Here is a 23,815-nt window from a genome sequence, read left to right on the forward strand (position 1 = left end):
ATGACCCAAGGGGTTGGCGCCTGGAGCTAGACAATTAGAAAAGCGCAAGGCGCCGTCCAGCTCCGACAGGCATAAGACGGTTTGCGAGGAGGGCGTACTTCAGCCCCCACAGCAAAACGGCTTATGACCCGAGGGGTTGGCGCCTGGAGCTAGACAAAAAAAAAAAGAACGCAAGGCACTTTGAAGTGTGCGCATTGCGTTTTTTCTATCGAGACATCATAACGAATTTGTTTCAAATCACATGAAAGTTTCTCCATTATCGTAATTAAATTGCCACTCAATGCCAAACTTGTCCGTTATTTGGCCGTAGCATTTGCTCCAAAATGTTTCTTGGAGTTCCATAACTACCTTGCCGCCTTCTTTCAAATTACTAAATGCAGAGTTAATCTCTTCCAGATCTGTACTAACAAACGCAAGGCTTATATTATTTCCTTCAATAAAAGGCATGCCAGGAAATACATCTGAAAACATCACGTTACTTCCGCTAATGTTCAGTCGAGTATGCATAACCAACTCTTTCGCTTCTTCTGGAAGTGGATATTCCGGATTAGGCGGCGTTTCTCCAAAAGTCATAATTTTTGGTACTTCTGTTCCAAAAACCTCTGCATAGAAATTCACCACTTCGCGACAATTCCCATTAAAATTAAGATAGATATCAACAGCCATTATCTCCACTCCCTCACTATAATACCATTTTAGAACAAAACAATTGTCCAACTATTATAACACCTTAATCGCGTGGCTGTCATGCGCGACGACAAGGGAGGGATGCTACAAAGTAGCATCCCTACACATCTCGGTAATTTTATAGTAGTCATTCAATCCAAAGCAATCCAAACATACTATACAAGTAGCGCCCAGTAGTTGATCATGTTATTAACTGGAGATCCTTGGTTAATCAATAGGTATGCGTTATCAATTCACTAATTGACTAGCATCCAGCGATTCAACACATCCACAATTAAAGAGCCTTGCAAAAGAACAAGGTAGATAGTAAAGGCAATTCCAAAAGTAACGATATAGGCGATGACACAGTATAGCGGATCAATTCTACCTACTTCTTGGGTCAATAATTTTATCAGGATATAAAGCGGAATAATGAAGATCGAAAATAGGAGCGCGAAGGATAGAAGAAAGTTACTGTAGGTGTACGCTTTTAGTAGGAGCAAAATAAAGGAAAACAATAAGAGGAATGTGGATGGGATCAGGTGCGTTCCATAAATACCTATAAAACTTTTAAATGATTGCTCGGGACCAAGAAACTTAGTCGTCAGATACAATGAACCGACGATAATCACCGTGCTGATAATGACAAATAACAAACAACTGCCAACCACGGAGATAAATGATGGTTCGTACGAAGCTTCATTAAATGGAAATGGTACACGTTTCATGAAGGTAAATGAAATAAGACCCATAAAAAATGCCATAATACCTATATTTATTATGCCATTCGAAAACTCCTTTTCACCTAGTTTAAGTACTAAAGAAGGGTGTTTCAAATAGTTCAAGAAATAGTTCCAGTACTTGTTAGAAGCAATTTTAACCCTTTTGATGTATTTATTTGATTGGAGACCGGATTTTCCAGCCGCCCGACTTCTTGTTAGCTTCACGCCCAAAGGTATTCCACAAATTGCACAAAATTTCCCCTCACTTTGTCTGTGTCCGCAATTTATGCAGTGCAATCCATCCCCTCCTATTGTCAGTTGTTGTTAAAACCTCACTTTCAACAACATCAGTACACTATTCTATTCCTCCAACTGACCTTTTTATTCCCACAGGACTTTATTTACAACAATTAGCAGGAAATCCATTTGAAAACCAAAAAAATGTTTCGACAAAATCTGCATTTCCAGCGTCTGTGGGTAAGGTTACTAACGTTATACCTAGCATTCACTATACCCTGGTGGTCGTTGCAAACATGTTAACCACAGCTTATCCACCACCTTCTGTGGATAATGGAACGGTTGTTCTAAACCCAAATCTTTGGTAGATTAAGAGTACAACCTTGTTACGTACCATTTTATGCCTACACATTTCAATTTAGTACACATAATCGATAATCTATAAAATTGGAGGTGGAATCGCGGATGAATAAACTACCTGATGACTTGTTGATTGAATCCTATGTCAAAGCAAAGGACATCAAGCTAAACCCTCTCTTTATTCAATTATTAGAAGCCGAAATTCGTCGACGCTCTTTACACTATAAAGTTCAACTTTCTTCTTGATTCTGCCGATGCCCTTTTTAAGGGGCTTTTTTTTTCCACAACAAAAAGCACCAAGTTCCATTCGACTCAACATTTCTAAAGTCGGTGAAAACTCGGTGCTTATTTATTTGACCGATACCTCTAGGTAAATTCCCTGTTTCATCGGTTTATTGTGAGCATTTTTATAAAGTGGATGAACCACAAGCAGATATCTACTTCCCGACACCAATGGTTTATTCGGAACGACCGTAATTGTAGTTGCATTTACAACCTTTATAGAAGCCTTGACCTCTTGTCCCCCCAACTCGATAAGTTGAACCGCTGCTTTATCGCCATTTTTCCAATTCATTGTCGTATTCATTTCAACCGTAAACTTCTTGCTTACGGGGACATTCACAAGTTCAGGAAGTTTTTTGTATCCCTTAAACTTTTTAACTAACTGATCATGATGGGACACTTCGAGCTCAGCCTCTATTTTTGTTATGACATCTGGCTTAACACCGACTTTATCCACAGATTGCCCGCCCGGCGAATAAAATCTTGCTGTCGTCATCTTTAACACACTACCATCATCAAATCCGTACATTGCTTGCATCGTGCCTTTACCATAGCTCGTTTGACCGTATAACGTAGCCGACTTCTGCTCTTTCACTGCCGCAGAGACCATTTCTGAAGCACTCGCACTGTATTCATTAATCAAAACATGCGTCGGTCCGTTAAATTTTCTTGGTTGACTAGTCGATGGATAAGTCATTGGCTTACTGTTCTTTTCCCTTAATTGAAACGCATTTGCTGTATTTGGAAAGAATCCTGCAACGTCCTGTGCCGTTGTTATGTAACCTCCGCCATTGTTACGCAAATCAACAATCCATCCATCTGCCCCGCTTAAGGATTGAATTGCTTTGTTCATTTCTCTTGAGGATTCCAAAGCAAAACTGTTCAGTCGAATGTAGGCGATATTGCCGCCAAGCATTTCAAATTCAACATTCGGCAGACTAATTTCTTCCCGCGTAATTTTTTTCGTGATAGGAGCTAGTTGACCGATCCGATTAATTGTTAACGTGACCACTGTATTTTCTTCTCCGCTAATTAACGATATGGCAGTCTGAATCGACTTCCCGACGATACTTTTTCCATTTACATTTGTGATCACGTCGCCCGGTTGCATTTCCGCTTGCGCTGCAGGTCCACCCTGAATTACCGATATGACTTTGACACCTTTCAAATCTTCTTCAAGCACAACACCGATTCCAACAATTCGCTGCTCAATTCCATTTATGAATCCTTGGTACTCCTTCTCACTCATATAAATGGAATGGGGATCTAGCTGTTTTGTAATCTCCTTAACTGAGCCCTTCGACAACACCGATTCTGGCACGTCATCGACATAGTAATCTCGTACCAACTGACGGATCTCATCAAGCGGTTCGGCTGATGCGAACGTTACCTGCGGAAGAAATACGAATAGCATAGCAAATACTAACATAAATGATTTTAGGCTTGTCCTCATGCTGATTAATCCCTCCTCTTCATTTCAACTTTCTTCCATTATACGCTTTTCGTTGACTGGCTCCAAGTTAAATCAAAACTATTCGAAGTATTTTATAATTACCCACATCTGTTGATTGACCCTAATTGAGCAAGGAACATCTTGTACAAAGTACTAGTGTGCCCGAAATTGTATCTTCGGGCACTTACAATCTTTATAGAATTTAATTTGTTTGTAACCGTTTTCAAAAAAAGCTTTACAATCAAATTCCCAACCTGTATAGTACTGAATAGTTATAATATTATAATCTAGCTAAGGAAAAAGGGTGGGATGCATGAAAATCGATAAAACAGCGACAACACCACTCTATTCACAGATAGAGGTGATTTTAGAAGACAAGATTGTTACAGGTATTTGGGATGAAGGTGCTCAGATTCCAACAGAAAACGAATTGGCAGAGGCTTATGATGTCAGTAATATTACAATTAAACGTGCGATTATGAATCTAGTGGATAAAGGGATGCTCGTTCGGCAACGTGGCCGAGGGACGTTTGTTACTAATTTGCAAAAAGAAAAAAATATCCATAAATCCGAATTTATCAGAATGGATGATGAAGTAAGTAGTTCGCATGATTTACTTGCCAGTGGATTCAACCAGTCGTATCCTGGTATCGCCAAAAAACTTGGTTTGCCAGTAGATACAAAATTCGTCTATTTGGAGCGAATTGGTTACGAAGCAGGAGAGATTGTTTCCTTGGAGTATACCTATATTCCGCAGGAGATCTGGCCATCTATTGAGCAACCTCCGAATAAGGACGCGTTCATCTATGATGTGCTGAAAAAAACTTGTGGTATTTCCCTTTCACGTTCGAAAAATTACTTCTCTGGTGCAGTAGCCAATGAAAAAGAAATGAAACTGATTAATGTTCGACCAAATACACCACTCTTTGTTTGGGAGCGAATTACCTATTCTACTACGGAGAACCCTGTTGAGTATTCAAAGTTTATCATGAAACAGGATAAAGAGAAGTATTATGTAGAGTTTGATCTAACGTGAAAATTAGGTAGTTCGGTAATTTTCAAACCTTGGGTCACAGTAGTACTAGGAATTCCTTATAAAAACACCTTAAACCGTTTGTGTTAGTAGAAACTATGCATAGCGTAGTTTCTATAGTATATAAAGTTATAATGTTATATCTAATTAAACGAATAGATTATGCGAGCTAATTTGACTGAATGTTCCTAAAATATAAAAGGATGGTGGATTGAATGGATAAGCAGAAAAAGAAATGGAAATTGAAAGCACCAAACACAACTGCATTACTCATGTTGGTGATTGTTATGGTTGCGTTATTGACCTACATTGTACCCGCGGGGCAGTATGAACGGGTTATGGACGACAAAACGGGCAGGGAATTAATTGTTGCAGACAGCTTTTCTTATACAGAGTCATCACCCGTTGGACCTGGAGGTATATTGGCATCTGTTTTTAACGGAATTGTCGGTGCTGCTGAAATCATCGCGTTTGTATTGATTGTCGGCGGAGTCTTCGGTGTCGTCGTAAAGAGTGGGGCTATCAATGCAGCGTTGGCCAAACTTATTAAACGCCTTCATGGAAGGGAATCTCTTTTCATCGTTATTGCTATGACCGCATTTGCGATTGGTGGTGCAACGTTCGGAATGGCAGAAGAGACATTACCTTTTGTTGCGATTGTACTAGCAGCGACAATCGCTATGGGTTATGACCGAATTGTCGCGGTGTCAATTGTCGTCGTTGGGGTCTATGCTGGATACTCTGCTGGTCCTCTCAATCCTTTCAACGTCGGGATTGCACAAGGTATTGCGGGGTTACCTCTCTTCTCCGGTATCGGACTACGCACCATTTTAATGGTTGGCGGATTGATTATTGCAATTCATCATACATTGAGATATGCCAAGAAAGTAAAACTTAATCCCAAAACAAGCCTTCTCGCAAATGAAACAACTGAAGTGGAAACTGATTTGACATTGCTAGACAGCCTCACAATGACAAAAAGACATAAATGGATCATGGCTGTTTTGGGATTATCGCTTGTTGCACTGGTATTTGGCGTACTGAAATACGGTTGGTATCTTGGTGAAATTTCTGCACTAATGTTACTTATGGGCATTATCGTTGGTCTTATCGCATTTAATGGTAGCTTCAATCAATTTACAGATGAATTCATGAAAGGTGCAGCTGAAATGACAGCTGCTGCACTAATTATAGGACTATCACGTGCAATTCTTGTCGTTATGGCAGAAGGACAAATCATTGATACATTCGTTTATGCAGTGTCTGTTCCACTTGGGAGCTTAAATAGTGTCTTTGCGGCTTGGGGAATGTATATTTCACAAGGTCTCATCAACTTTGTTATTCCGTCATCTACAGGACAAGCAGCTGTCGTCATGCCTATTATGTCGTCCATTAGTGATGTCATCGGCATTAATCGACAAATTGCAGTCCAAGCATTCCAATCAGGAGACGGGTATTGGAATATGATTACACCAACACATCCAGTTCTTATGGCTGCACTTGGAATTGCGGCTGTACCATTCGGCAAGTGGATACGTTTTGCAGGACCACTCGTTCTGAAATGGACAATTTGGACAATGATTATTTTAGCAATTGGCGTTTGGATTAACTGGGGTCCATTTTAATTTGAAATATTATTATAATGGTTTAAAAATAGCTAATTAGGAGTAGATAAAGATGAAAACAAGCATGAAATGGACGATTTTAGGTGGCGGCAATGGTGGCCAAACAACAGCTGGACATTTAGGAATGATGGGCTTCGATGTCACACTTTATGATATTTTCGATGAAACGATCCAAGCGATAAAAAAGCAAGGCGGGGTCTATCTTGAAGATGCACTCATTGGATTCGGAAAAGTTAGCTGCGCGACAACGAATATCGAAGAAGCTTTACCTGATGCAGATATCATACTAGTCACGGTACCCGCTACTGCACACACAACTGTTGCTAAAGCATGTGCACCACATTTGAAAGATGGTCAAATTGTCGTCCTAAACCCGGCTGCAACTTTCGGCTCGCTAGCATTCAAGAAAACGCTTGAAGATGAAGGATGTACTGCGACTGTTACGCTGGCGGAAACGAATACATTGTTGTATGGCTGCCGGATCATCGAACCCGGTAAAACACAAGTATTCGGACTAAAAAATAGAATTTTAACTGCAGCCCTACCTGCAACAGAAACGTCAAGAGTCGTTGCGGCTTTACAAACTGCGTTTCCACAGTTCGAAGCCGCAGATAGCATCCTTGTAACAAGTTTTGACAATACGAATCCGATTTTGCATCCTGCAACAACACTACTAAATGCAGGTACAATTGAATCAGATCGCGAATGGCGCTTCTATATCGACGGGTTTACTCCGTCGATTGGACGCTTTGTTGAAAAAATGGATGAGGAACGGCTTGCAATTGGACGGGCTTTAGGCCTTGAACTACTCTCATGTCGTGAACAGCTTGAAGTGGAATACAGTGTGTTTGAAGATAACTTAGCAGAATCGGTGCGCAATAACAGCGTGTATCAGGATATCAAAGGGCAAAAGACGCTCAACACGCGCTATCTAACAGAGGATATTCCTATGGGACTCGTACCGTTCGTGGCTCTCGGAAACTTGCTTGGTCTACCAACAGCCCGAATGGTAACAATTATCGACATGGGCCAGTTGGTACTTGAACAAGATTTGATGACGGATGCACGGACGCTTGAGAACCTTGGCATTGATGGCATGACGCCAGAAGAGTTTGTTCAGTATGTAAAGACTGGCCAACGATAAGTTACAGAAGAAGGTGTCAGTAACTGCAACATGTGAATGCTTGGATATTAGTGAATATAGAAGTCATTCGGATTGGGTAACGACCATTTTGTAAACACTTCATACTAAACCAACTTTCGCTATTCTATAATCTATTTTTACCCATTTGCGATATTATTTGTAGGTCACCACATAGAAGCAGGAATTGAAAGTCCACAAATGACTAGGTTTTTAAATATGCTAAAAAGGTACGGGTTATTTAAAGGCAACAGCACGGCACTCAGAGTAAGATTGGCTGAGTGCTAAAAGCTTTTCTACTCATTCACTATTGCAGCTAGATGATAGAAATTCAGTGGTAAATTCATTCATTTGTGGACCTCTTCTTTCTAATTGTATTAATTTCATGAACCTTATCGCGCACCAACTGGCGGATTTCATCAAGCGGTTCGGCTGATGCGGGCGTTCCCTGCGGAAGTAATACGAATACCATAGCATAGCAAATAAAAACATAAATAATTTTAGGCTTGTCCCCATGCTGTTTAGCCCACCTCTATATTTCAACTACCTTCTATTTTATACGCCTACTGTTGATTGGCTCCAAGGTAAATCAACAGTATTCAGAGAACTTCTTAAAGTAGCGTTCGATTTGACTCCTATATGTTGCAATAAAGCAACCCATTGCATTTGCTACGGCGCTAGGGGATGCATCCCACCATAAGAAAGACAGCTTCGTCGGCTAGTCTTAGGGCTTCCGTTCCGCATTTTAAGGCGCTTTTCCCCGTTTATATAGGTATTGATTTGTTCAATATCACGTCTGTTGATTAACCAATATTAACCAATAAATAAGTTAATTACACACAGTGCTACGTGTATAGCTACATTTGGATTACTTTGGATCGAACGACTACTATACCGTTACACGGATGTCTTGATGTGTAAGGATGCGACTTTGTCGCATCCTTACACACTTTTTCGGTAATCGTATGGTGGTCCTTCATCCGCCCTGCTCCAAATGCATAAGTCCACGTAGTGCAGATGCTTTTTGGGACTAAAAAATAGCTGACTTCTTAAATGGAGAATAGCCGCCAAAGATGCAATTTTGGCGGCTGATGGTTTCTCTATGGTTTCCCCTTTTTCACTAGTAAAGAAGTATCACTTTCTATAAGCCATCACATGATTACATGCATACTCTTTGCTAAAAGTAAGCAAGGAACACATTATTCAACGTACAAGAGTGCCCGAAATTGTATCTTCGGGCACTTACAATTTCTATAGAAAGTCATCTACTCTTTTCTTCCTAAACAACTGCATTTTCCACTTGAATAGTGTAGGAACGCGACAGGCAACTATTCACAACAGTATGACTGTAAAGAGTGTGGCTAGAAGTGACGGAGTCGCTTCTAGCCACACTAGGATCCACTCAGTGAATCTGTCATGAATAGGTAGCCGTAAATAGTCCAGTGAAAATGAAGGTATCAAGCCCTTCTCACCAGTTTTTTATGAGAATAAATGGTTAATCAACGGACGTGGTTCAATATATAATATAATTAGCAGAATGAATAAGCCCATAGAAAAACCTATGAGCTTACACTAAGTCTGTATAAAATCTGCAACGATCACCTCGTACGATTGAAATACAAAATTCTACTGGTTGACCGTTCGTATCATATGCCGTTCGTTCTAAAAGTAATGCAGGTTTTCCAACTTCCGTCTCAAGAAGGATACTTTCCCCTTCTCTTATTAAAACTGGTTCAAAAGCTTCTTTCGCACGGATAACGGTTACGCCATAACGTTCATCTAACAAGTCATAAAGGGAAAGAGTTCCAACTTCATACAAAACGGACATGTCTTGAACAACAGATTTCGGCATAAATGACGATTCAAGAATAATCGGTTCTCCGTCAGCACAGCGTAACCTTTTCATTTCAATTACATTTTCACCTAATGAAAGCTGTAATCCCGCCCTCACAGTTGCAGAAGGTTCAACTTCCTTTACTTCAAGCACACGGTCAGTAGGATGAAGTCCTTTTTCCCGTAAAACACGGCTAAAGCTATAAAATCCAGTTAAAGATTGTTCAAATTTAGGTCGGGAAACAAAGGTACCTTTCCCTTGTATCCGATGAAGTATGCCTTCCTGGACCAATTCTTCAATCGCTTTCTTCGCTGTATTTCTACTAACCTGAAATATATCCATCAAGCTATTTTCCGAATCGATTTTATCGCCTGGCTTCCATTCTCCTGCTCGGATGCGCGTATCCAATCTTTGTTTCAATTGATGATATAACGGAATGATACTTCCTTGATCTAATGGTTTCATCGCATTTCATCCTTTTTCATAGTTCTTACTCTTCAATCTATCATGATTTCAACAAGATTCATATCGCTACCCTTTTTAAGGCGCCTTCACTTAGTTTAGTATAGGTGTTTATTTAACTTCACCCACGTCAAATGAACCATCCGATTCGCCTTTCAGACGGAAGATTTGTGAAGACATCCATGTTAAAAATAAGATCGATACACTGATACCGAAAAACGGAAGTAATCCAGGAATAATCAGAAATACTCGGTAAAATACATAAAGCCCCATTGCGGATCCAATCACTTGAACCGGGAATGAAATACTTAGTAAAAGTGATGCGGAGAAATAGCGTAAAAGTGGTAGTTCGTAGTAAGCAAATACTTGAAAAATAGTCATCACCATCACAGCATAAAGGATTGAAATCATGACCATCAACGTTATCATGAACAACCCGAAGGTTCCATTTATCGTCAGCACAATACGTAAATTAAGGACGAGAAAATAGCCAATGACAATCAAAATAACACCAATCTTATTCGAATTAATGAACTCTTTTTTATACGACTTCCAATAATGGCTTGTGAGCGATCGCAAACTGTCTTGACCTTGTAATCTTTTTCGCATGACAACGAATAACCCTACTGTAGCCGGTGATATCCCCAAAACAACTAAGCCAAGCAATGTCAGTCCTATCCACATAAGTTGTAGCACCGCGAGCATCGTTACAACTTCCACGAACCAATATAGTTTTCCTTTCCATCCGTTTGTGCCCATGTAATGCCCCCTTAAATGGTAAAACTCATATGAAGGAAACCCTTCATATGAGTTTTAGTTTTTATTGTTCTTTTTGCATACGCTCGTATGCTCCTTGAGCTACTTCAAGATACGATTGTAATCCCATCTTATCAAGTGTTTTCTTGTAGTCATCCCACTTGCTAAAGTCTTGTTTACCTGTGATAAATGCAGCAGTCATTTCATTCACATACGTTTGAGCATCTGTCATAACGGCACTGACCTTGTCATTTTCTTCAAGTGTATAGTTAAGTCCCGGAATAATATCTTCATCTTTTATGCGATAAGGCTTCGTTTGCGCGGCATTTGCAGCGGTAGCTTCTTTTCCTTCTGCCCCTTGGAAGTATTGCTGTCTAACAATTCCAGGGTAATAACCTCCCGGCCAAGTCAAGTATTCACTAATCGCTTGGTCCATATTTAAGCCATTTGGATTGTCTGTGATTTCAGGTAGATACTTGAAGTTTCCTTCTGCATCCTCTTCATACGTTACACCCTCAAAGCCCATGAAGAACATTTTATTGCCCTCTTCTCCATAGAAGTGATCCATCCAGCGAACCATTGCTTCAGGGTTCTTCGCTTTATCCGTCAACACGAACATGCCAAGATTTCCAAGGCCAGTGGATACCGTGTTATAAGCACGTTCCCCTGTAGGACCTTCAAGAACTGGTACACCAACATAACCATCGAGTTTTAGTAATTCCGCTGGGTCAACTTCACTCAACATACCATAATTCCCTTTAGATGCTTCCGCAGAAAACGTCTGTGGTTCAGTCGTGAACACATCCTGGTTAACTAACCCTTCCTTATATAACTTGTTCAAGAATATCAGCATTTCCTTGTATTCATCTGTAGCCGGAACAAAACGGAATTCCTCCGTACCTTCTTTAAAGTCGAGATTGATGTTCATAGACCCTTGTTTGTTCAAGCCAAAAGTTCCGCGTAAATAGCCAGTGAATTCACCAACGCCATAGCCGCTCCCCCATCCAAGTTCATCCGCTTTGCCATTGCCATTCGGATCTCGTTCTTTGAACGCTTTCAATACTGCATACAATTCATCTGTCGTTTCAGGCGCTTTTAGTCCCAATTTTTCGAGCCAATCCTTGTTTATCCACGGTGTACCTGCACGTAAAGCTTCGAATTCCGGGTCATAAATAGCAGGTAAACCATATATTTTTCCATCGGCCATCGTAACACCTTGTTTCACCGCAGGGTACTTTTCAAGTAGCTGTTTGAAATTCGGTGCGTATTCATCGATATAGTCATTTAACGATAAAAATACACCTTGTTCTCCGTATTTGATCAAATCTGTTTTGGATAGAGCTGAAGCGAAGTAAAACTCAGGATAATCCCCAGCCGCAAGCATCAAGTTGCGTTTCTCTGCTAATCCCTCAATTTGTACGGTTGTCCAATTCACTTCAACATTCGACATTTTCTCATACTCATCCCATAGCATAAGGCTGTTCCAGTCTTGTGAAGAGAAGAACTTTGCTGCAAATCCTTCGACTTGAATCTTTTCTTCAACAATTGGCATACCCGTTGCGTTTACAATACCAACATTGGCACCTTTTTCAACAGGTTCATTGTCTTTAGAACAAGCCCCCAAAATCCCCGCTGTTAATAATAAAGTTGCTGCTACGCTTGAAAAATACTTTCTCCTCAATACATTCTCCCCCTTATTAGCCTTTTAGTGAACCTATCATAACGCCTTTCACGAAGTACCTTTGTAAAAATGGATACAACATAAGCATCGGTAAGTTAGCAACAATCAGTACGGCATATTTTACCCCTTCAACACTGAGTTGTTGTGCTAAAAAGCTTTCCGACGTCGCTTGAATCATGTCATCAGTCTGACCTTGAATCAGAATTTGTCTAAGAATCAATTGCAGTGGAAACTTATTTTCATCCTGTAAATAAATCAATGCCTGGAAGTATGAATTCCAATGACCAACTGAATAGAACAGCACCATGACGGCAATAACCGGAAATGATAATGGCAACACAATACTCCATAGAATTCTGAAATTACCACTGCCATCCATCTTGGCTGACTCTTCCAGTTCTTGTGGAATAGCCTGGAAAAATGTTCTCATAATAATGATATTCCAAACCGCAACGGCATTCGGAATAATCATGACCCAAAACGTATCTAGCATTCCAAGATCGCGAATAAGTAGATATGTTGGGATAAGCCCCCCACTGAAAAATATCGTAAAGATGATGAACGCCATAATAAAACCACGTCCCTTTAAATCTCTTCGCGACAATGGATACGCTGCTAAAATGGTCATAATAACATTCAAAAGCGTTCCAAATACTGTATACTTCAGCGTGTTGACAAACCCATTAATTATAGCCTCGTTTTTGAAGACCTTTTCATAGGCATCTAGCGTAAATTCCTTCGGCCATAACCACATCTCACCCGATATCACATATTGTGGGTTACTTAGGGATGCACTGACCACAAAAACCAATGGATAGATGACGAGTAAGGCAACAATGGTAAGGAACACATAGTTAAATATATTAAACGTACGATCTGTTTTCGTTTCTCTCACTGCACCCACCCCCTACCATAGACTTGTCTCATTCACTTTTTTAGCAATCTGATTGACCATTATCAGCATGAAGAAGTTAATGAGCGAGTTGAATAGTCCTACTGCCGCGGAGAAGCTATATTGTGCTTCCAATATCCCGCTTCGATAAACAAATGTCGAGATAACATCAGATGTCACCATATTCAAGTCATTTTGCATAAGGTATACTTTTTCAAATCCGACAGCCATAACAGACCCTGCATTTAAAATAAAGAGAATGACGATTGTAGGCATGATTGCTGGAATATTAATGTTAATAATCCGTTGGAACCTTGATGCACCATCAATCATTGCTGCTTCATGTTGGGAAGGATCTACCGCAGCTAATGCAGCAATGTAAATAATTGAACTCCAGCCCATCGTTTGCCAGACGTCTGACAATACATACAAACTTTTAAACCAAGCTGGCTCCGTTATAAAATCAATTGGTGTCCCACCGAAAATTCGAACCACCTGATTGACTAACCCCTCTGTTTTCAAGAACAGTAGCATCATTCCCACAACAACGACTGTTGAAAGGAAATGCGGTGCGTAGATAACTGTCTGTACGAATTTTTTATAACGCAAACTTTTCACTTCATTTAATAGAAGCGCCAGTATAATCGGAACTGGGAATGAAACCACTAAAGTGAAAATACCAATCCCAACTGTATTTTTAATAAGTCTCCAAAAATAGTAACTATCAAAGAATCGCTCAAAGTGCTTAAATCCTACCCAAGGGCTGCCCGTAACTCCTTTAGTCGCAATGAAATCTTTAAATGCAATTTGCAAACCATAGAGCGGGAAGTAATGGAACACAAGAAAGTATAGAATGACTGGTGTTAGTAATACATAAAGTTCCCAGTTTTTCCGAATTTCTTTTTTCCATCCAATCCCCTTTTTCCTTTTTCTCGCATTCTGTGGATCCTGATTATTTTGTGTACTTTTAAACATCCTCTTTTCCTCACTTACCCCATTTTTCTCTGCAGATCCTACCCTCTCACTAATATTCGTCATAATCAGACCTCCTTTCCTCTAAACACGTTCAGCTGTGTACGATACTAGATTCTTGTGAAACCCTGACGACTTTACCACCTGCACGAATTGACTCCGTTGCTGCACATCCAACTGCTACACTCATTCTTCCTGCGAAAGGCGTAGTAAGAGGTTGTTTGCCATGAAGTATCAAGTCAATGAAATCTTGCGTTATTTTAGGATCCGCCCCGCCATGACTACCATCTTCCGGTTTCATTTCGTATGTGACATCACTTAACTCTTTCCATGTGTTTGTTTTACGCGTTTTCAAGTGTATTTTCCCATTGACATCATCGTTTTCTATACGACCTTCTGTTCCAATGAATGTATAGTTACGGCTATAGTCTGGTGTGAAATGACATTGCTGATACGATGCCTTAATACCACCCTCGAGTTCCATAATAAGCATACTGTTGTCTTCCACATCAATCTCTTCTCGGAATGCACATTGCGTAAATGTATGAGCAACGTACTCAGGACACGTATTCTTTAACTCACACTCAGGACACGTTAAGTCGTTCGGCTTGTCCCCACCGTAGTAATCAAGGCTTCCGAATGCAGAAACCTTTGTCGTATACTTACCTGAAATCCAATGGATAACATCAAGGTCATGTGAACCTTTTTGTAAGAGAAGAGAAGTTGTATTTTCTGATTTCCCATGCCAATCGTGGTAGTAGAAATAACCGCCAAAGCCGACGAAGTGACGAACCCAAATTGCTTTTAATTCCCCAATAGCACCTGAGTCAATTAATTCTTTCATCGTCTGGTACATGCTCATATAACGCATATTGAAACCGACCATCAAATGCTTGCCTGATTTCTCCCACGCTTCAATAATTCGGTCACATCCTTCGACCGTAATAGCAAGTGGTTTTTCAGAATAGACATGTTTACCTGCCTCAAGAGCAGCAATAACATGTTCTTCATGCAGGTAATCCGGCGACAATACCGCAACCGCATCGATATCATCACGCTTCAACAGTTCTTTATAGTCATTTGTTTGAAATAACGGTGTATCGTATTTTTCTTGGAACTTGGTAATGCGTTGGTCGGAAATATCCGCAATTGCAACAACCTCAGATTCCCCTTCTGGCTTGTGCCAATAGTGTGCAAGCCCACCTCGTAAACCAGCTCCGATAATCCCCATTCTTACTTTTTTCATTTCTCCACCCCATCTATATCCAATTTTTTTACTTTGGGTACTTATTCCCCAATCCATGGAAAACGTTTTCCTCATGTACCCATGAAGTTACTTACCTGTTTTCATGTTGATTGACGAACTACTAATTTAAATGGTAATAACGTTTTTAAATCAATTTTCGGATCATCTTCAATTTGGTTGATTAACGTTTTCGCCGCGATTACACCCATCTCATATTGTGGAATCGATATTGTCGTCAATGAAGGATGAACGTATTGAGCCATTTCGTTATTATCAATCCCAATAAATGCGATGTCATCAGGTATAGTAAGTCCAAGTTCATGTGCAGCCCGCATCGCTGCTATAGCCAATAAATCTCCTGCGCATAAAAAGGCAGTAGGCCGATTATTTAATGGCTGGCTCAATAAATCCATCGCCGACTTATAACTTTGTTCCAAACACCAACCTGTATTAATAACCCAACTCTTTTCAGTAGTCAATTCAAATTCATTCATCGCCTTTTTAAAGCCTTTGAAACGTTTTTCACTAGCCATTTCGGCGCCTATCTCACCGCCTATGAACCCAATACGATGATGACCTTTTGACACAAGATGTTCTACAGCCTTATACGCTGCGTCCTCCCGATCATAATCCACAGTAGAAATCGCATGATCACTGTAGTTAAAATCAACACCAACAACAGGAATTAATTCTTTAATTTCAAGAAGGATTTTTTCATCGACTTTATCGATTAGTAGTATCCCTTCAACTTCCTTTTCACGAATCATCTGATGGAAAAGCGCCTCATCTTCCAAATCCTCACTAGTTAATAGTAGTAACGAATAACCTGCACTATTCAACGTTTCACTAATCCCAGAATATATTTTGGAAAAGTACGGATTATCTTCTGCCAGACGTGGGCTTGCAAGCCACGCAATCCTCTTTGTCCGCTTTTTTTGTTGCTTTGAGGATGCGACAAGATGTCGCGCATATTCATTCGGCGTATACCCTAACTCTTTTACTGCCTGCCAAATTTTTTTCTTCGTTTCGGGATTCACATTTCGAGAAGAATCATTTTTAATAACGCGGGAAACAGTTGTAACTGAAACCCCAACATGCTCAGCAATATCTTTTAATCTCACCATTTGATTTATCCCTTTCTTTTGCAACCGTTTTCTTTATAGATTATTGTACTACAAATTTCCATGTAGTTTAGTACAATAATGTAAACCCATAAAAGTTAGTGGACGGGTTGTAGGTACAACTATAAGCAAAAAATAAGAGAGGTCTTTCCTTGTAGCTGGAAATTTGTAACTATAAACAATATATAGTTAGTTTTTCTGGGTGTCAATATATTTTTTAACTAATCTATTAACTGCTAACCCCGAACATACTTCGGCGTTAGCCCTAGCGAGTTCAATGGTATTCCTTATTTTTGTATATCTACACGTCTGTTGATTAACCATTTATTTGCATACAATACTGTTGAGGAGGGCTTGATACCGTTCATTTTCACTGGGCTATTTCCGGTCTGCTTACGGCTACCTATTCATGACAGATTTACTGAGGGGGCCTAGTGTGGCTACACTGTTCAAGTGAAAAGTGCGGTTGCTTTGAAAGAAAAGAATAGTTGAAACTTTATAGAGCGTGTAAGTGCCCGAAGATGCAATTTCGGGCACTCTTTCACGTTGTATAATGTGCTTCTTGCTTACTTTTAGTAAAGTTTATGCATCTAATTATGTGATGTCTACTAGAAAGTGACACTTCTTTAATAAAGAAAGGAAAAACCATAGAGCAAGCATCAGCCGCCAAAATTGCATCTTTGGCGGCTTTTCTCCAGGTAGGAAGTCAGCTATTCTATCGTCCCAAAAAGCTTCGGCACTACGTGTATTTAGGTATTTGGAGCGCGACGGATGAAGGACCACCATACGATTACTGAAAAAATATGTAGGGATGCGACAAAGTTGCATCCCTACATTTTCAGACGTCTCGGTAATCGTATAGAAGTCATTTAATCCAAAGCAAACCAAAAGCAACTATACACGTAGCGCCCAGTGTGTGATCCTAGTTACTTTTGATCAATTAACAGACCTGAAGTAAACTATAAGAATTTTCTTCCGCGGACTCGATTGACTTTGTGAGTAGTATCTATTGAACTAGTGACTGACGCCACTAGTCTGCTGTATAGTTGAATGCACAACTACCTAACAAATGGAGGTACCACTATGCAAAAATGGATACCACGAACGACAATCCTACTTCTCGCAATCATTGTAGCGGGATGCAGCCCTGACAAAGACCAGATACCTAGTGGTAAAACGGATCCAGATGAAAGTACAGTTGAATCTGAATTCATACCCAGCGAAGAAGACAAAAAGTCTACTTCTATAGAAGAAACGCCAATGTTTCGTATGAAAAATGATCAATTTCAAATCTATGGCGTTCTGCAAGGTGACAATCCTTCGGCAGTGAAAGCCATACTTGGCACCCCTGAATCTGAAGGTCCCGATGAAATGATCGATAATTACTGGATCCAACAGTACCCTGCGAAGGAATTAATCGTCACGTATTACGACGATTGGGTAGAAACGATTTCTTTCACAACAACAAAAGAGGCGCTTGAGGTGGAAATCGCAAAACACTTTGAAGGCGACCGCTATCGCAATAAAGACGGTACCGACTATTTGCTAGTACCGCAGAATCAAGATCTTTTACTGTATCGTCCAAACGAAGAAGACCCATCCAAAATCAATGTTCTTGTCACTGTAGCTGACGAAAACTTTTATTATAGTTTGGAGCACGGTGAAATTTCCCTAGTGGAATAAAAACAAAGAAAGTCAGCCAACTTTGAGAGTTAACCCGTTCAGTTGAAAGGTACAAAATACGAAATAAAGCACGAAATAGACCGCCAATTCGCGCATGAATTGGCGGTCTTTATAATGCCTATACAACAACGTTTACAAGTAAATCGCACTTGTTTTAACAATTGAATTAGCGGATGAATTAAACGACCTACAATAATTATTGTAAGGTGAAAATATCGTTTTAAACCATTGCTAATTCTCTGGTTAAATTGAAGGTAAATGGGATGAAAAAGAAGAGACTTATTCAACAAAAAAACACTGAAAATAATTCAGCGTTTTTTTTTATAAGTAATACTTTCTTCTTCGTTCTTCAACTAAAGTACCCTTCGTTAGTTTAAGAACGTGGATTATAATTTTTTAAGTCTTCCTCCTTAATCCCTTCTCTCTGTCCCTCGTCAGTGATTTGGTAATCAAATTGAAATACATTGTTGTCATGTGCAAAATACATATACTTGACATCTGGTTCATTTTTGAAAGTGACAATCACATAGAAAGTTGGAAGACTCCCCAACTTCCCCTCAATCGATTCAATATCCTCTTTTACAAAGCCCTTTTTTTCAATTAAGTAAGTAGACACCCTATTTTTGTAGATATATTTATTTGCTTGTATTAATACTATCGGTACAATTACTATTCCAACAAGAATAACCAATAGTGCAACTTTAAAAGTTTTCCCCTTTTTCCACATTCTCCAACCCCTCCATTAATTACCTGCATGAGTCCTTGTTTAAATATACCATATTAATAATTAATCTCCTTTTATTGTTAGGATACTTCGATAGACATAAATAAAGTAGGGAAGCCATTTTCATGGCTTCCCCCTTATCAAACCGTACGTGCCCTATTAAGGCATACGGCTTACCCATATGTTTCAATGTTATCAAGTGGATGCATTCCAAGCATTTTGCATCTTATGGAGCCGTTGAGGCGAATAATAGGCCTCACCTTTTTCTTTTGCACGTTTAATTCTATTCCCAAGCCTACGTTTAGCTTTATTTGTTAAGTCATAAATATACTGTTCTTTCGTATATTCATAGGCTTTATTTAAATAGAGCCAATAGGAGGGAATAAGATTAATTTTAAGAAAGAATGAATTATTCCACAGACTTTGCATCTTCAATCCTTTTCTTTGTGATGGATGTTTGTGAATAAAGGCTACTCTCAGCCTTCTTCTTATATATCCATCCAGATCTTGTAAGGTTCTTCGAACCCATCGCGTTCTACAGTGACTTTTAAGCCCTAATTCTTCATTCTCTTTTATCGCCTTGATGATGATGACATAGTAATTCACTTTTCCTCTTATGATTGGATTCACCCGTCTAATCCACTCTTCCTTACTTAAGGTAAGATTCTTTCGTGTTTTCTCTTTAATTTTAAGCCGAAAGTCTTTAATGGATTCTGTTTTAGGTGTTACGTGAAACACAGGCTCTTTGCCTTTCTTTCCGTCTCTCCAATGATGAAAGGTGAAACCTAAAAAGTCGAAGTTGTCCTTTCGGAAATTGACAACTTTGGTTTTCTCCTTGGAAATTTCCAATCCAAGTTCTTTTAGTTTCCCCTTTGTCAGAGTGGCAGCTTTTTGTATGTCTTCTTCTGATTTGGCGAAAAGTAGAAAATCATCTGCATAACGAACAAAACGTATCCCATGTAAATCCCAAAGCCAATCCAATTCATTCAAATAGACATTGGCAAGTAGGGGCGATATTACACCACCTTGCGGTGTCCCGTAATCGGAGTGAATCCTATATCCCTCTTCCATATATCCCGCTTTAAGCCATTTCTCAATCACATCTAGAATCGTCCGGTCTGAGACATATTTCTTTAGCACTTTTATCAATTTCTCATGCGGGATGTTATCAAAGAATCCTTTGATATCGCAGTCATAAATATGATTATATCCCTGCTCTATATTCCACAGGATTATCTGCAAGGCTCTTTTAACTCCCCGATTTGGACGATATCCCACTGACCAGCTATGGAAAAGTTGTTCTTCAAACTTTGGTTGGAGAACATTGACTACACTCTGTTGCACAATCCGGTCTTCTATCGTCGGGATTCCCAAAGGACGTTTCTTTCCGTCCTTCTTAGGAATATAGACTCTTCGAACTGGCTGAGGCTGATACGTTTTTGTTTTCAGTTTCCCAAGAAGATTCATGATGTTGTCTTGTAGATGTACTTCATAGCTTTCAATCGTTTCTCCATCTATTCCACCCGCACCTTTGTTTGCCTTCACTTGCCCAAAGCTATTTGTAAGTTTGCGGTCGAATAGAAGTTGTCCATAAACGCTATGCAACTTAAATTTCCACTCTTGACTCATTGGATATTCCACGCCTTTCCTTGATGTACATTCAAACGGTTTTACCGCAGTAACATGATTGTTGACATTACATCTAGTCCATGACTTGGAGCCATAGGTCGCTCCCCTTCCGTTCACTTGATGTTATGGTCATCAAGTTACTTCCGTACTATGAGAGCGTCTGACTTCTCCACCCGTTCTTTGTCACTTCGGATTGCCCTTATAGACTAGAACCCTGCTTGTTCGGTAAGGTGGAGATCTCACGGGGTCATCGCATTTTCCTTCAAGACATACCCTGCACCATCACGTGATAAGTCACATTTCCTCGTTCTGACTTCTAAAGGAAATGCCCCTTAGTGGACTTCCTCACTTTTCGCAAAGTCGCCAACTTATCCCGCCGCCGTGCTTCACACTTATTGCATTAGGGTCTATCTTTTCACCTGCGGGTCTCTCGACTTTCCGCATCTCCTTCAGACAACACCTCGCGATATTGCCCTAGATTAGGCTTCCCGAGCTAGGTCAGTCTCCTCGGGTATGGATTTTCACCATCTGGAATTCTATTTCGTTATCCTTCTTCCAGTCGTTTCATCGAAATGACGTCTCTGTTGTATAACGAAAATGAAGGGCGCTGACTATGTCAGCACCCGATGCGACTGCCCGTCGCACAAAAAGCACTGCTAAAAGCAATGCTAATTTGTACTTGAATTTAGTGTTATTTGTTTTGATATTTGCGGTGTTATATAAAGTTTTGTACCACTCAACTGAACGGGTTACTTCGAGAGTTGACTGACTTTCATTTTCATTTCATCGGATTAGGTAATTTCATAGCCGTTCTCCACTCTTGTCTTTCTTATGAAATTTCGGGTAACCGATTAAAATCGCAACTACCCCGCAAATTCCGATTAATACTGGATAAAAGGAATAAGGTATAATACTGACTGGTGAAATAGCAGCTAGTCCAGCGGCTGCAAGCATTTGCGCCCCATAAGGCAAAATCCCCTGCCAGCTACTTGCGAACATATCAAGTAAACTAGCTGACTTCCTTGGGTCAATCTCATATTCATCAGCGATGCTTTTTGCTAATGGCCCTGTAATGATGATCGCTATCGTATTATTCGCGGTGGCGATATTCGCCATACTAACTAAACCAGCAATCCCAAACTCAGCGCCTTTTTTCGATTTAATTTTACTCGTAATGACATATAAAAGATAATCAATACCGCCGTTATGTTTGATAATTTCAACGACACCACCGATTAAGATCGCAATGATCGCTAAATCCTCCATACTAATGATCCCTTCAGCAACTGTTTGTAAAAAACCAGCTAAACTGTAAGACCCATCAATCATTCCAATAATTCCAGCAAATAGTGTTCCGCCTAGCAAAACGACTAGCACATGAGCACCTACTAACGCCGCTACAAATACCGCGATATAAGGAAGTATTTTAAATAACTCATAGGGATAGTCCCCACTCAAATCTGCTACGTTACCTCGCGTGATTATGCCTAGAATAATCGCAGTAACAATTGCACCGGGCAAAACAATCAAAAAGTTTACTTTAAACTTGTCTTTCATTTTTATATTTTGTGTCCTAACCGCCGCAATTGTCGTATCGGAAATCATCGACAAGTTATCACCAAACATTGCGCCACCGATTACTGTGGCCATCGCCAATGCCAGTGGGATACCCGTTTGACTCGCAATCCCTATTCCAATTGGTGCCAATGCAACAACGGTCCCCATTGACGTTCCCATTGAAATCGAAATAAAACAACCGATCACGAACAATCCAACCATCAATAAATTCGTTGGTAATAGGGATAAGCCAAGGTTAACTGTAGATTCAACCGCCCCCATTCCCCTAGCGACTGCAGAAAACGCACCCGCTAAAATAAAGATGATAGCCATTAGTATTATATTCGGATGGCCTGCCCCCTTCGTAAAAGTCTCTACTTTAGTGGACAACTTTTCTTTTCGATTCATCATCAAAGCAATAGCGGCTGCAATTAGTATCGCTACATTCAATGGCATATTTGAAAAGTCTTTCGTGAAAATCCCCGTGCCGATAAATAGCAACACAAAAACAAGCAATGGTAAAAGCGCAAAGGGATTTCCCTTTTTCACTTTAAGAGTTGGCATAATAATTCCTCCTAGTAGTCTGTCAAAAACCCAGAACTTACTGAAAAAATAGTATTTCGATATGGATTACTAAACCCTATCGTATCCTGCTTTCTAACTGGTGTCAACAAGGCTATTCATCATTTTCAGAATTGATACATAAATTAGTTTACATTGAGAGTTAAAGTGTGATAGGTTAGATGACAAACTTGAGAGGATGATAAAAATGGCAGTAGTCGAAAGTTTTTTATTGGATCACACAATCGTAAAAGCCCCTTATGTACGCTTGGCAGGTACGGAACAACACGAGAAAGGCAGCATTCTTCAAAAATATGACTTACGATTTTTACAACCCAACCAGGACGCAATGCCGACTTCAGCTGTTCATACACTAGAACATTTGCTTGCAACGTATTTGCGTGACGAACTGACAGGAATTGTCGATATTTCTCCAATGGGATGTAGAACAGGATTTTACATGGTCATTTGGGATGAGCATGATCCAAAAGAAGTCGCCGCCGCTTTAACAACAGTACTCGAAAAAGTAGTAACAACTGAACACATTCCCGCTGTTTCTGCACTTGAATGTGGCAACTATAAAGACCATTCGCTGTTTGCTGCACAGGAGTATGCAAAGTTGGTTCTTGAAGCCGGACTAAGTGATGATCCCTTTCGCGATTAAGCGTACTAAATTACGGACATTTTGATTTAAAATCTAGAGTTTAGTTTCAAAAAATAATAGTAGAGGTTGCCCTTAGTTAAATTAATAGGCGACCTCTTTAGTCTGGAATCTTTGCCCATCGTACTTCATGAGTGGTAGACTTTTGTTCTGCCGTCTAACTTGGCAAACATAGAGGAGTAGACTACTGTTATCAAAAATAGTGAAGATTGTATAGCAATATGGCAAAAGATCTAGTAGTTTAAGAGATTTTCGATGGTTATCTTTGCGTTAAGTAGGGTAAAGATTGTTGATGGAGTTGGAACGGTCATTGGGAGAACATAAAAGGGGATGCTTGTTTTGAAAAAGGCATATAAAACTGAAGTTCATTTCACCACTTCCCAACAACAAAAAGCCATTCAAACAATCGGCGTTTGCCGGTATGTCTACAATCTTTATCTTGAGACCGCACAAAACCACTATAAAGAAACAAACAAGCATTTGTCCGGCTTTGACTTTTCGAAATGGCTGAACAATG

20 protein-coding genes are annotated in these 23,815 nt (G+C 39.9%); 7 read left to right on the forward strand and 13 right to left on the reverse strand.

What is annotated here, in order from left to right; all coding sequences use genetic code 11:
• Positions 1-237: 237 nt before the first annotated feature.
• On the reverse strand, positions 238-666 hold the full coding sequence (locus tag I2483_RS17660) for a VOC family protein (RefSeq protein WP_207278429.1): 429 nt from the start codon (positions 664-666) through the stop codon (positions 238-240).
• Positions 667-923: 257 nt separating this feature from the next.
• Entirely contained in the window at positions 924-1,685 is a 762-nt protein-coding gene (locus I2483_RS17665) for a hypothetical protein (RefSeq protein ID WP_207278430.1), read from the reverse strand.
• 405 nt (positions 1,686-2,090) lie between these two features.
• Between I2483_RS17665 and sda the strand changes: the two genes are divergently transcribed.
• Complete coding sequence (gene sda, locus I2483_RS17670; protein WP_207278431.1) at positions 2,091-2,231, forward strand: sporulation histidine kinase inhibitor Sda; 141 nt, start codon at positions 2,091-2,093, stop codon at positions 2,229-2,231.
• Between the two features lie 103 nt (positions 2,232-2,334).
• Here the strand turns inward: sda and I2483_RS17675 are convergent, their stop codons facing one another.
• Positions 2,335-3,720 carry a S41 family peptidase gene (locus I2483_RS17675; RefSeq protein ID WP_207278432.1) on the reverse strand — a complete coding sequence of 462 codons (1,386 nt, stop codon included), beginning with the start codon at positions 3,718-3,720 and terminating at the stop codon, positions 2,335-2,337.
• A 313-nt stretch (positions 3,721-4,033) separates the two neighbouring features.
• Here I2483_RS17675 and I2483_RS17680 point away from each other — a divergent pair, with 313 nt between their 5' ends.
• From I2483_RS17680 to I2483_RS17690, 3 genes are all read left to right on the forward strand, one after another.
• Entirely contained in the window at positions 4,034-4,756 is a 723-nt protein-coding gene (locus tag I2483_RS17680; RefSeq protein WP_207278433.1) for a GntR family transcriptional regulator, read from the forward strand.
• A 212-nt stretch (positions 4,757-4,968) separates the two neighbouring features.
• Positions 4,969-6,378: a YfcC family protein gene (locus tag I2483_RS17685; RefSeq protein ID WP_207278434.1), complete on the forward strand. Its 1,410-nt coding sequence runs from the start codon at positions 4,969-4,971 to the stop codon at positions 6,376-6,378.
• A 52-nt stretch (positions 6,379-6,430) separates the two neighbouring features.
• The gene (locus tag I2483_RS17690; protein ID WP_207278435.1) at positions 6,431-7,522 is read left to right on the forward strand and encodes an NAD/NADP-dependent octopine/nopaline dehydrogenase family protein; all 1,092 of its coding nucleotides are present in this window, start codon (positions 6,431-6,433) and stop codon (positions 7,520-7,522) included.
• A gap of 1,564 nt (positions 7,523-9,086) precedes the next feature.
• Here I2483_RS17690 and I2483_RS17695 read toward each other — a convergent pair.
• From I2483_RS17695 to I2483_RS17725, 7 genes are all read right to left on the reverse strand, one after another.
• Positions 9,087-9,818, reverse strand: coding sequence for a GntR family transcriptional regulator (locus I2483_RS17695; protein WP_207278436.1), 732 nt, complete (start codon positions 9,816-9,818; stop codon positions 9,087-9,089).
• Positions 9,819-9,926: 108 nt separating this feature from the next.
• Positions 9,927-10,574, reverse strand: a complete 648-nt coding sequence (locus I2483_RS17700) for a YesL family protein (protein ID WP_207278437.1) — start codon at positions 10,572-10,574, stop codon at positions 9,927-9,929.
• 61 nt (positions 10,575-10,635) lie between these two features.
• Entirely contained in the window at positions 10,636-12,252 is a 1,617-nt protein-coding gene (locus tag I2483_RS17705; RefSeq protein WP_207278438.1) for an extracellular solute-binding protein, read from the reverse strand.
• Positions 12,253-12,268: 16 nt separating this feature from the next.
• The gene (locus tag I2483_RS17710) at positions 12,269-13,147 is read right to left on the reverse strand and encodes an ABC transporter permease subunit (protein ID WP_207278439.1); all 879 of its coding nucleotides are present in this window, start codon (positions 13,145-13,147) and stop codon (positions 12,269-12,271) included.
• 12 nt (positions 13,148-13,159) lie between these two features.
• Positions 13,160-14,119: an ABC transporter permease subunit gene (locus tag I2483_RS17715; protein ID WP_207278446.1), complete on the reverse strand. Its 960-nt coding sequence runs from the start codon at positions 14,117-14,119 to the stop codon at positions 13,160-13,162.
• 91 nt (positions 14,120-14,210) lie between these two features.
• Positions 14,211-15,362 (reverse strand): Gfo/Idh/MocA family protein, encoded by a 1,152-nt coding sequence (locus I2483_RS17720; RefSeq protein ID WP_207278440.1) that lies wholly within the window; start codon positions 15,360-15,362, stop codon positions 14,211-14,213.
• Positions 15,363-15,463: 101 nt separating this feature from the next.
• The gene (locus I2483_RS17725; protein WP_207278441.1) at positions 15,464-16,486 is read right to left on the reverse strand and encodes a LacI family DNA-binding transcriptional regulator; all 1,023 of its coding nucleotides are present in this window, start codon (positions 16,484-16,486) and stop codon (positions 15,464-15,466) included.
• Positions 16,487-17,566: 1,080 nt separating this feature from the next.
• On the opposite strand from I2483_RS17725, the gene I2483_RS17730 reads away from it, so the two are divergent.
• Entirely contained in the window at positions 17,567-18,166 is a 600-nt protein-coding gene (locus I2483_RS17730) for a hypothetical protein (protein ID WP_207278442.1), read from the forward strand.
• Between the two features lie 373 nt (positions 18,167-18,539).
• Here the strand turns inward: I2483_RS17730 and I2483_RS17735 are convergent, their stop codons facing one another.
• The 3 genes from I2483_RS17735 to I2483_RS17745 all read right to left on the reverse strand — a co-directional run bounded on the left by I2483_RS17735 (position 18,540) and on the right by I2483_RS17745 (position 22,640).
• The gene (locus I2483_RS17735) at positions 18,540-18,893 is read right to left on the reverse strand and encodes a DUF3139 domain-containing protein (protein WP_207278443.1); all 354 of its coding nucleotides are present in this window, start codon (positions 18,891-18,893) and stop codon (positions 18,540-18,542) included.
• 192 nt (positions 18,894-19,085) lie between these two features.
• The gene (gene ltrA / locus I2483_RS17740) at positions 19,086-20,519 is read right to left on the reverse strand and encodes a group II intron reverse transcriptase/maturase (protein WP_207278444.1); all 1,434 of its coding nucleotides are present in this window, start codon (positions 20,517-20,519) and stop codon (positions 19,086-19,088) included.
• An 801-nt stretch (positions 20,520-21,320) separates the two neighbouring features.
• Positions 21,321-22,640: a Na+/H+ antiporter NhaC family protein gene (locus tag I2483_RS17745; RefSeq protein ID WP_207278445.1), complete on the reverse strand. Its 1,320-nt coding sequence runs from the start codon at positions 22,638-22,640 to the stop codon at positions 21,321-21,323.
• 205 nt (positions 22,641-22,845) lie between these two features.
• Here I2483_RS17745 and I2483_RS17750 point away from each other — a divergent pair, with 205 nt between their 5' ends.
• Both I2483_RS17750 and I2483_RS17755 read left to right on the forward strand, forming a co-directional pair.
• On the forward strand, positions 22,846-23,301 hold the full coding sequence (locus I2483_RS17750; RefSeq protein WP_186673097.1) for an S-ribosylhomocysteine lyase: 456 nt from the start codon (positions 22,846-22,848) through the stop codon (positions 23,299-23,301).
• Positions 23,302-23,628: 327 nt separating this feature from the next.
• A partial coding sequence (locus I2483_RS17755) for a helix-turn-helix domain-containing protein (protein WP_255550506.1) occupies positions 23,629-23,815 on the forward strand: 187 nt, incomplete at its 3' end.

The sequence above is a fragment of the Sporosarcina sp. E16_3 genome (assembly GCF_017347125.1).
GTDB lineage: Bacteria > Bacillota > Bacilli > Bacillales_A > Planococcaceae > Sporosarcina.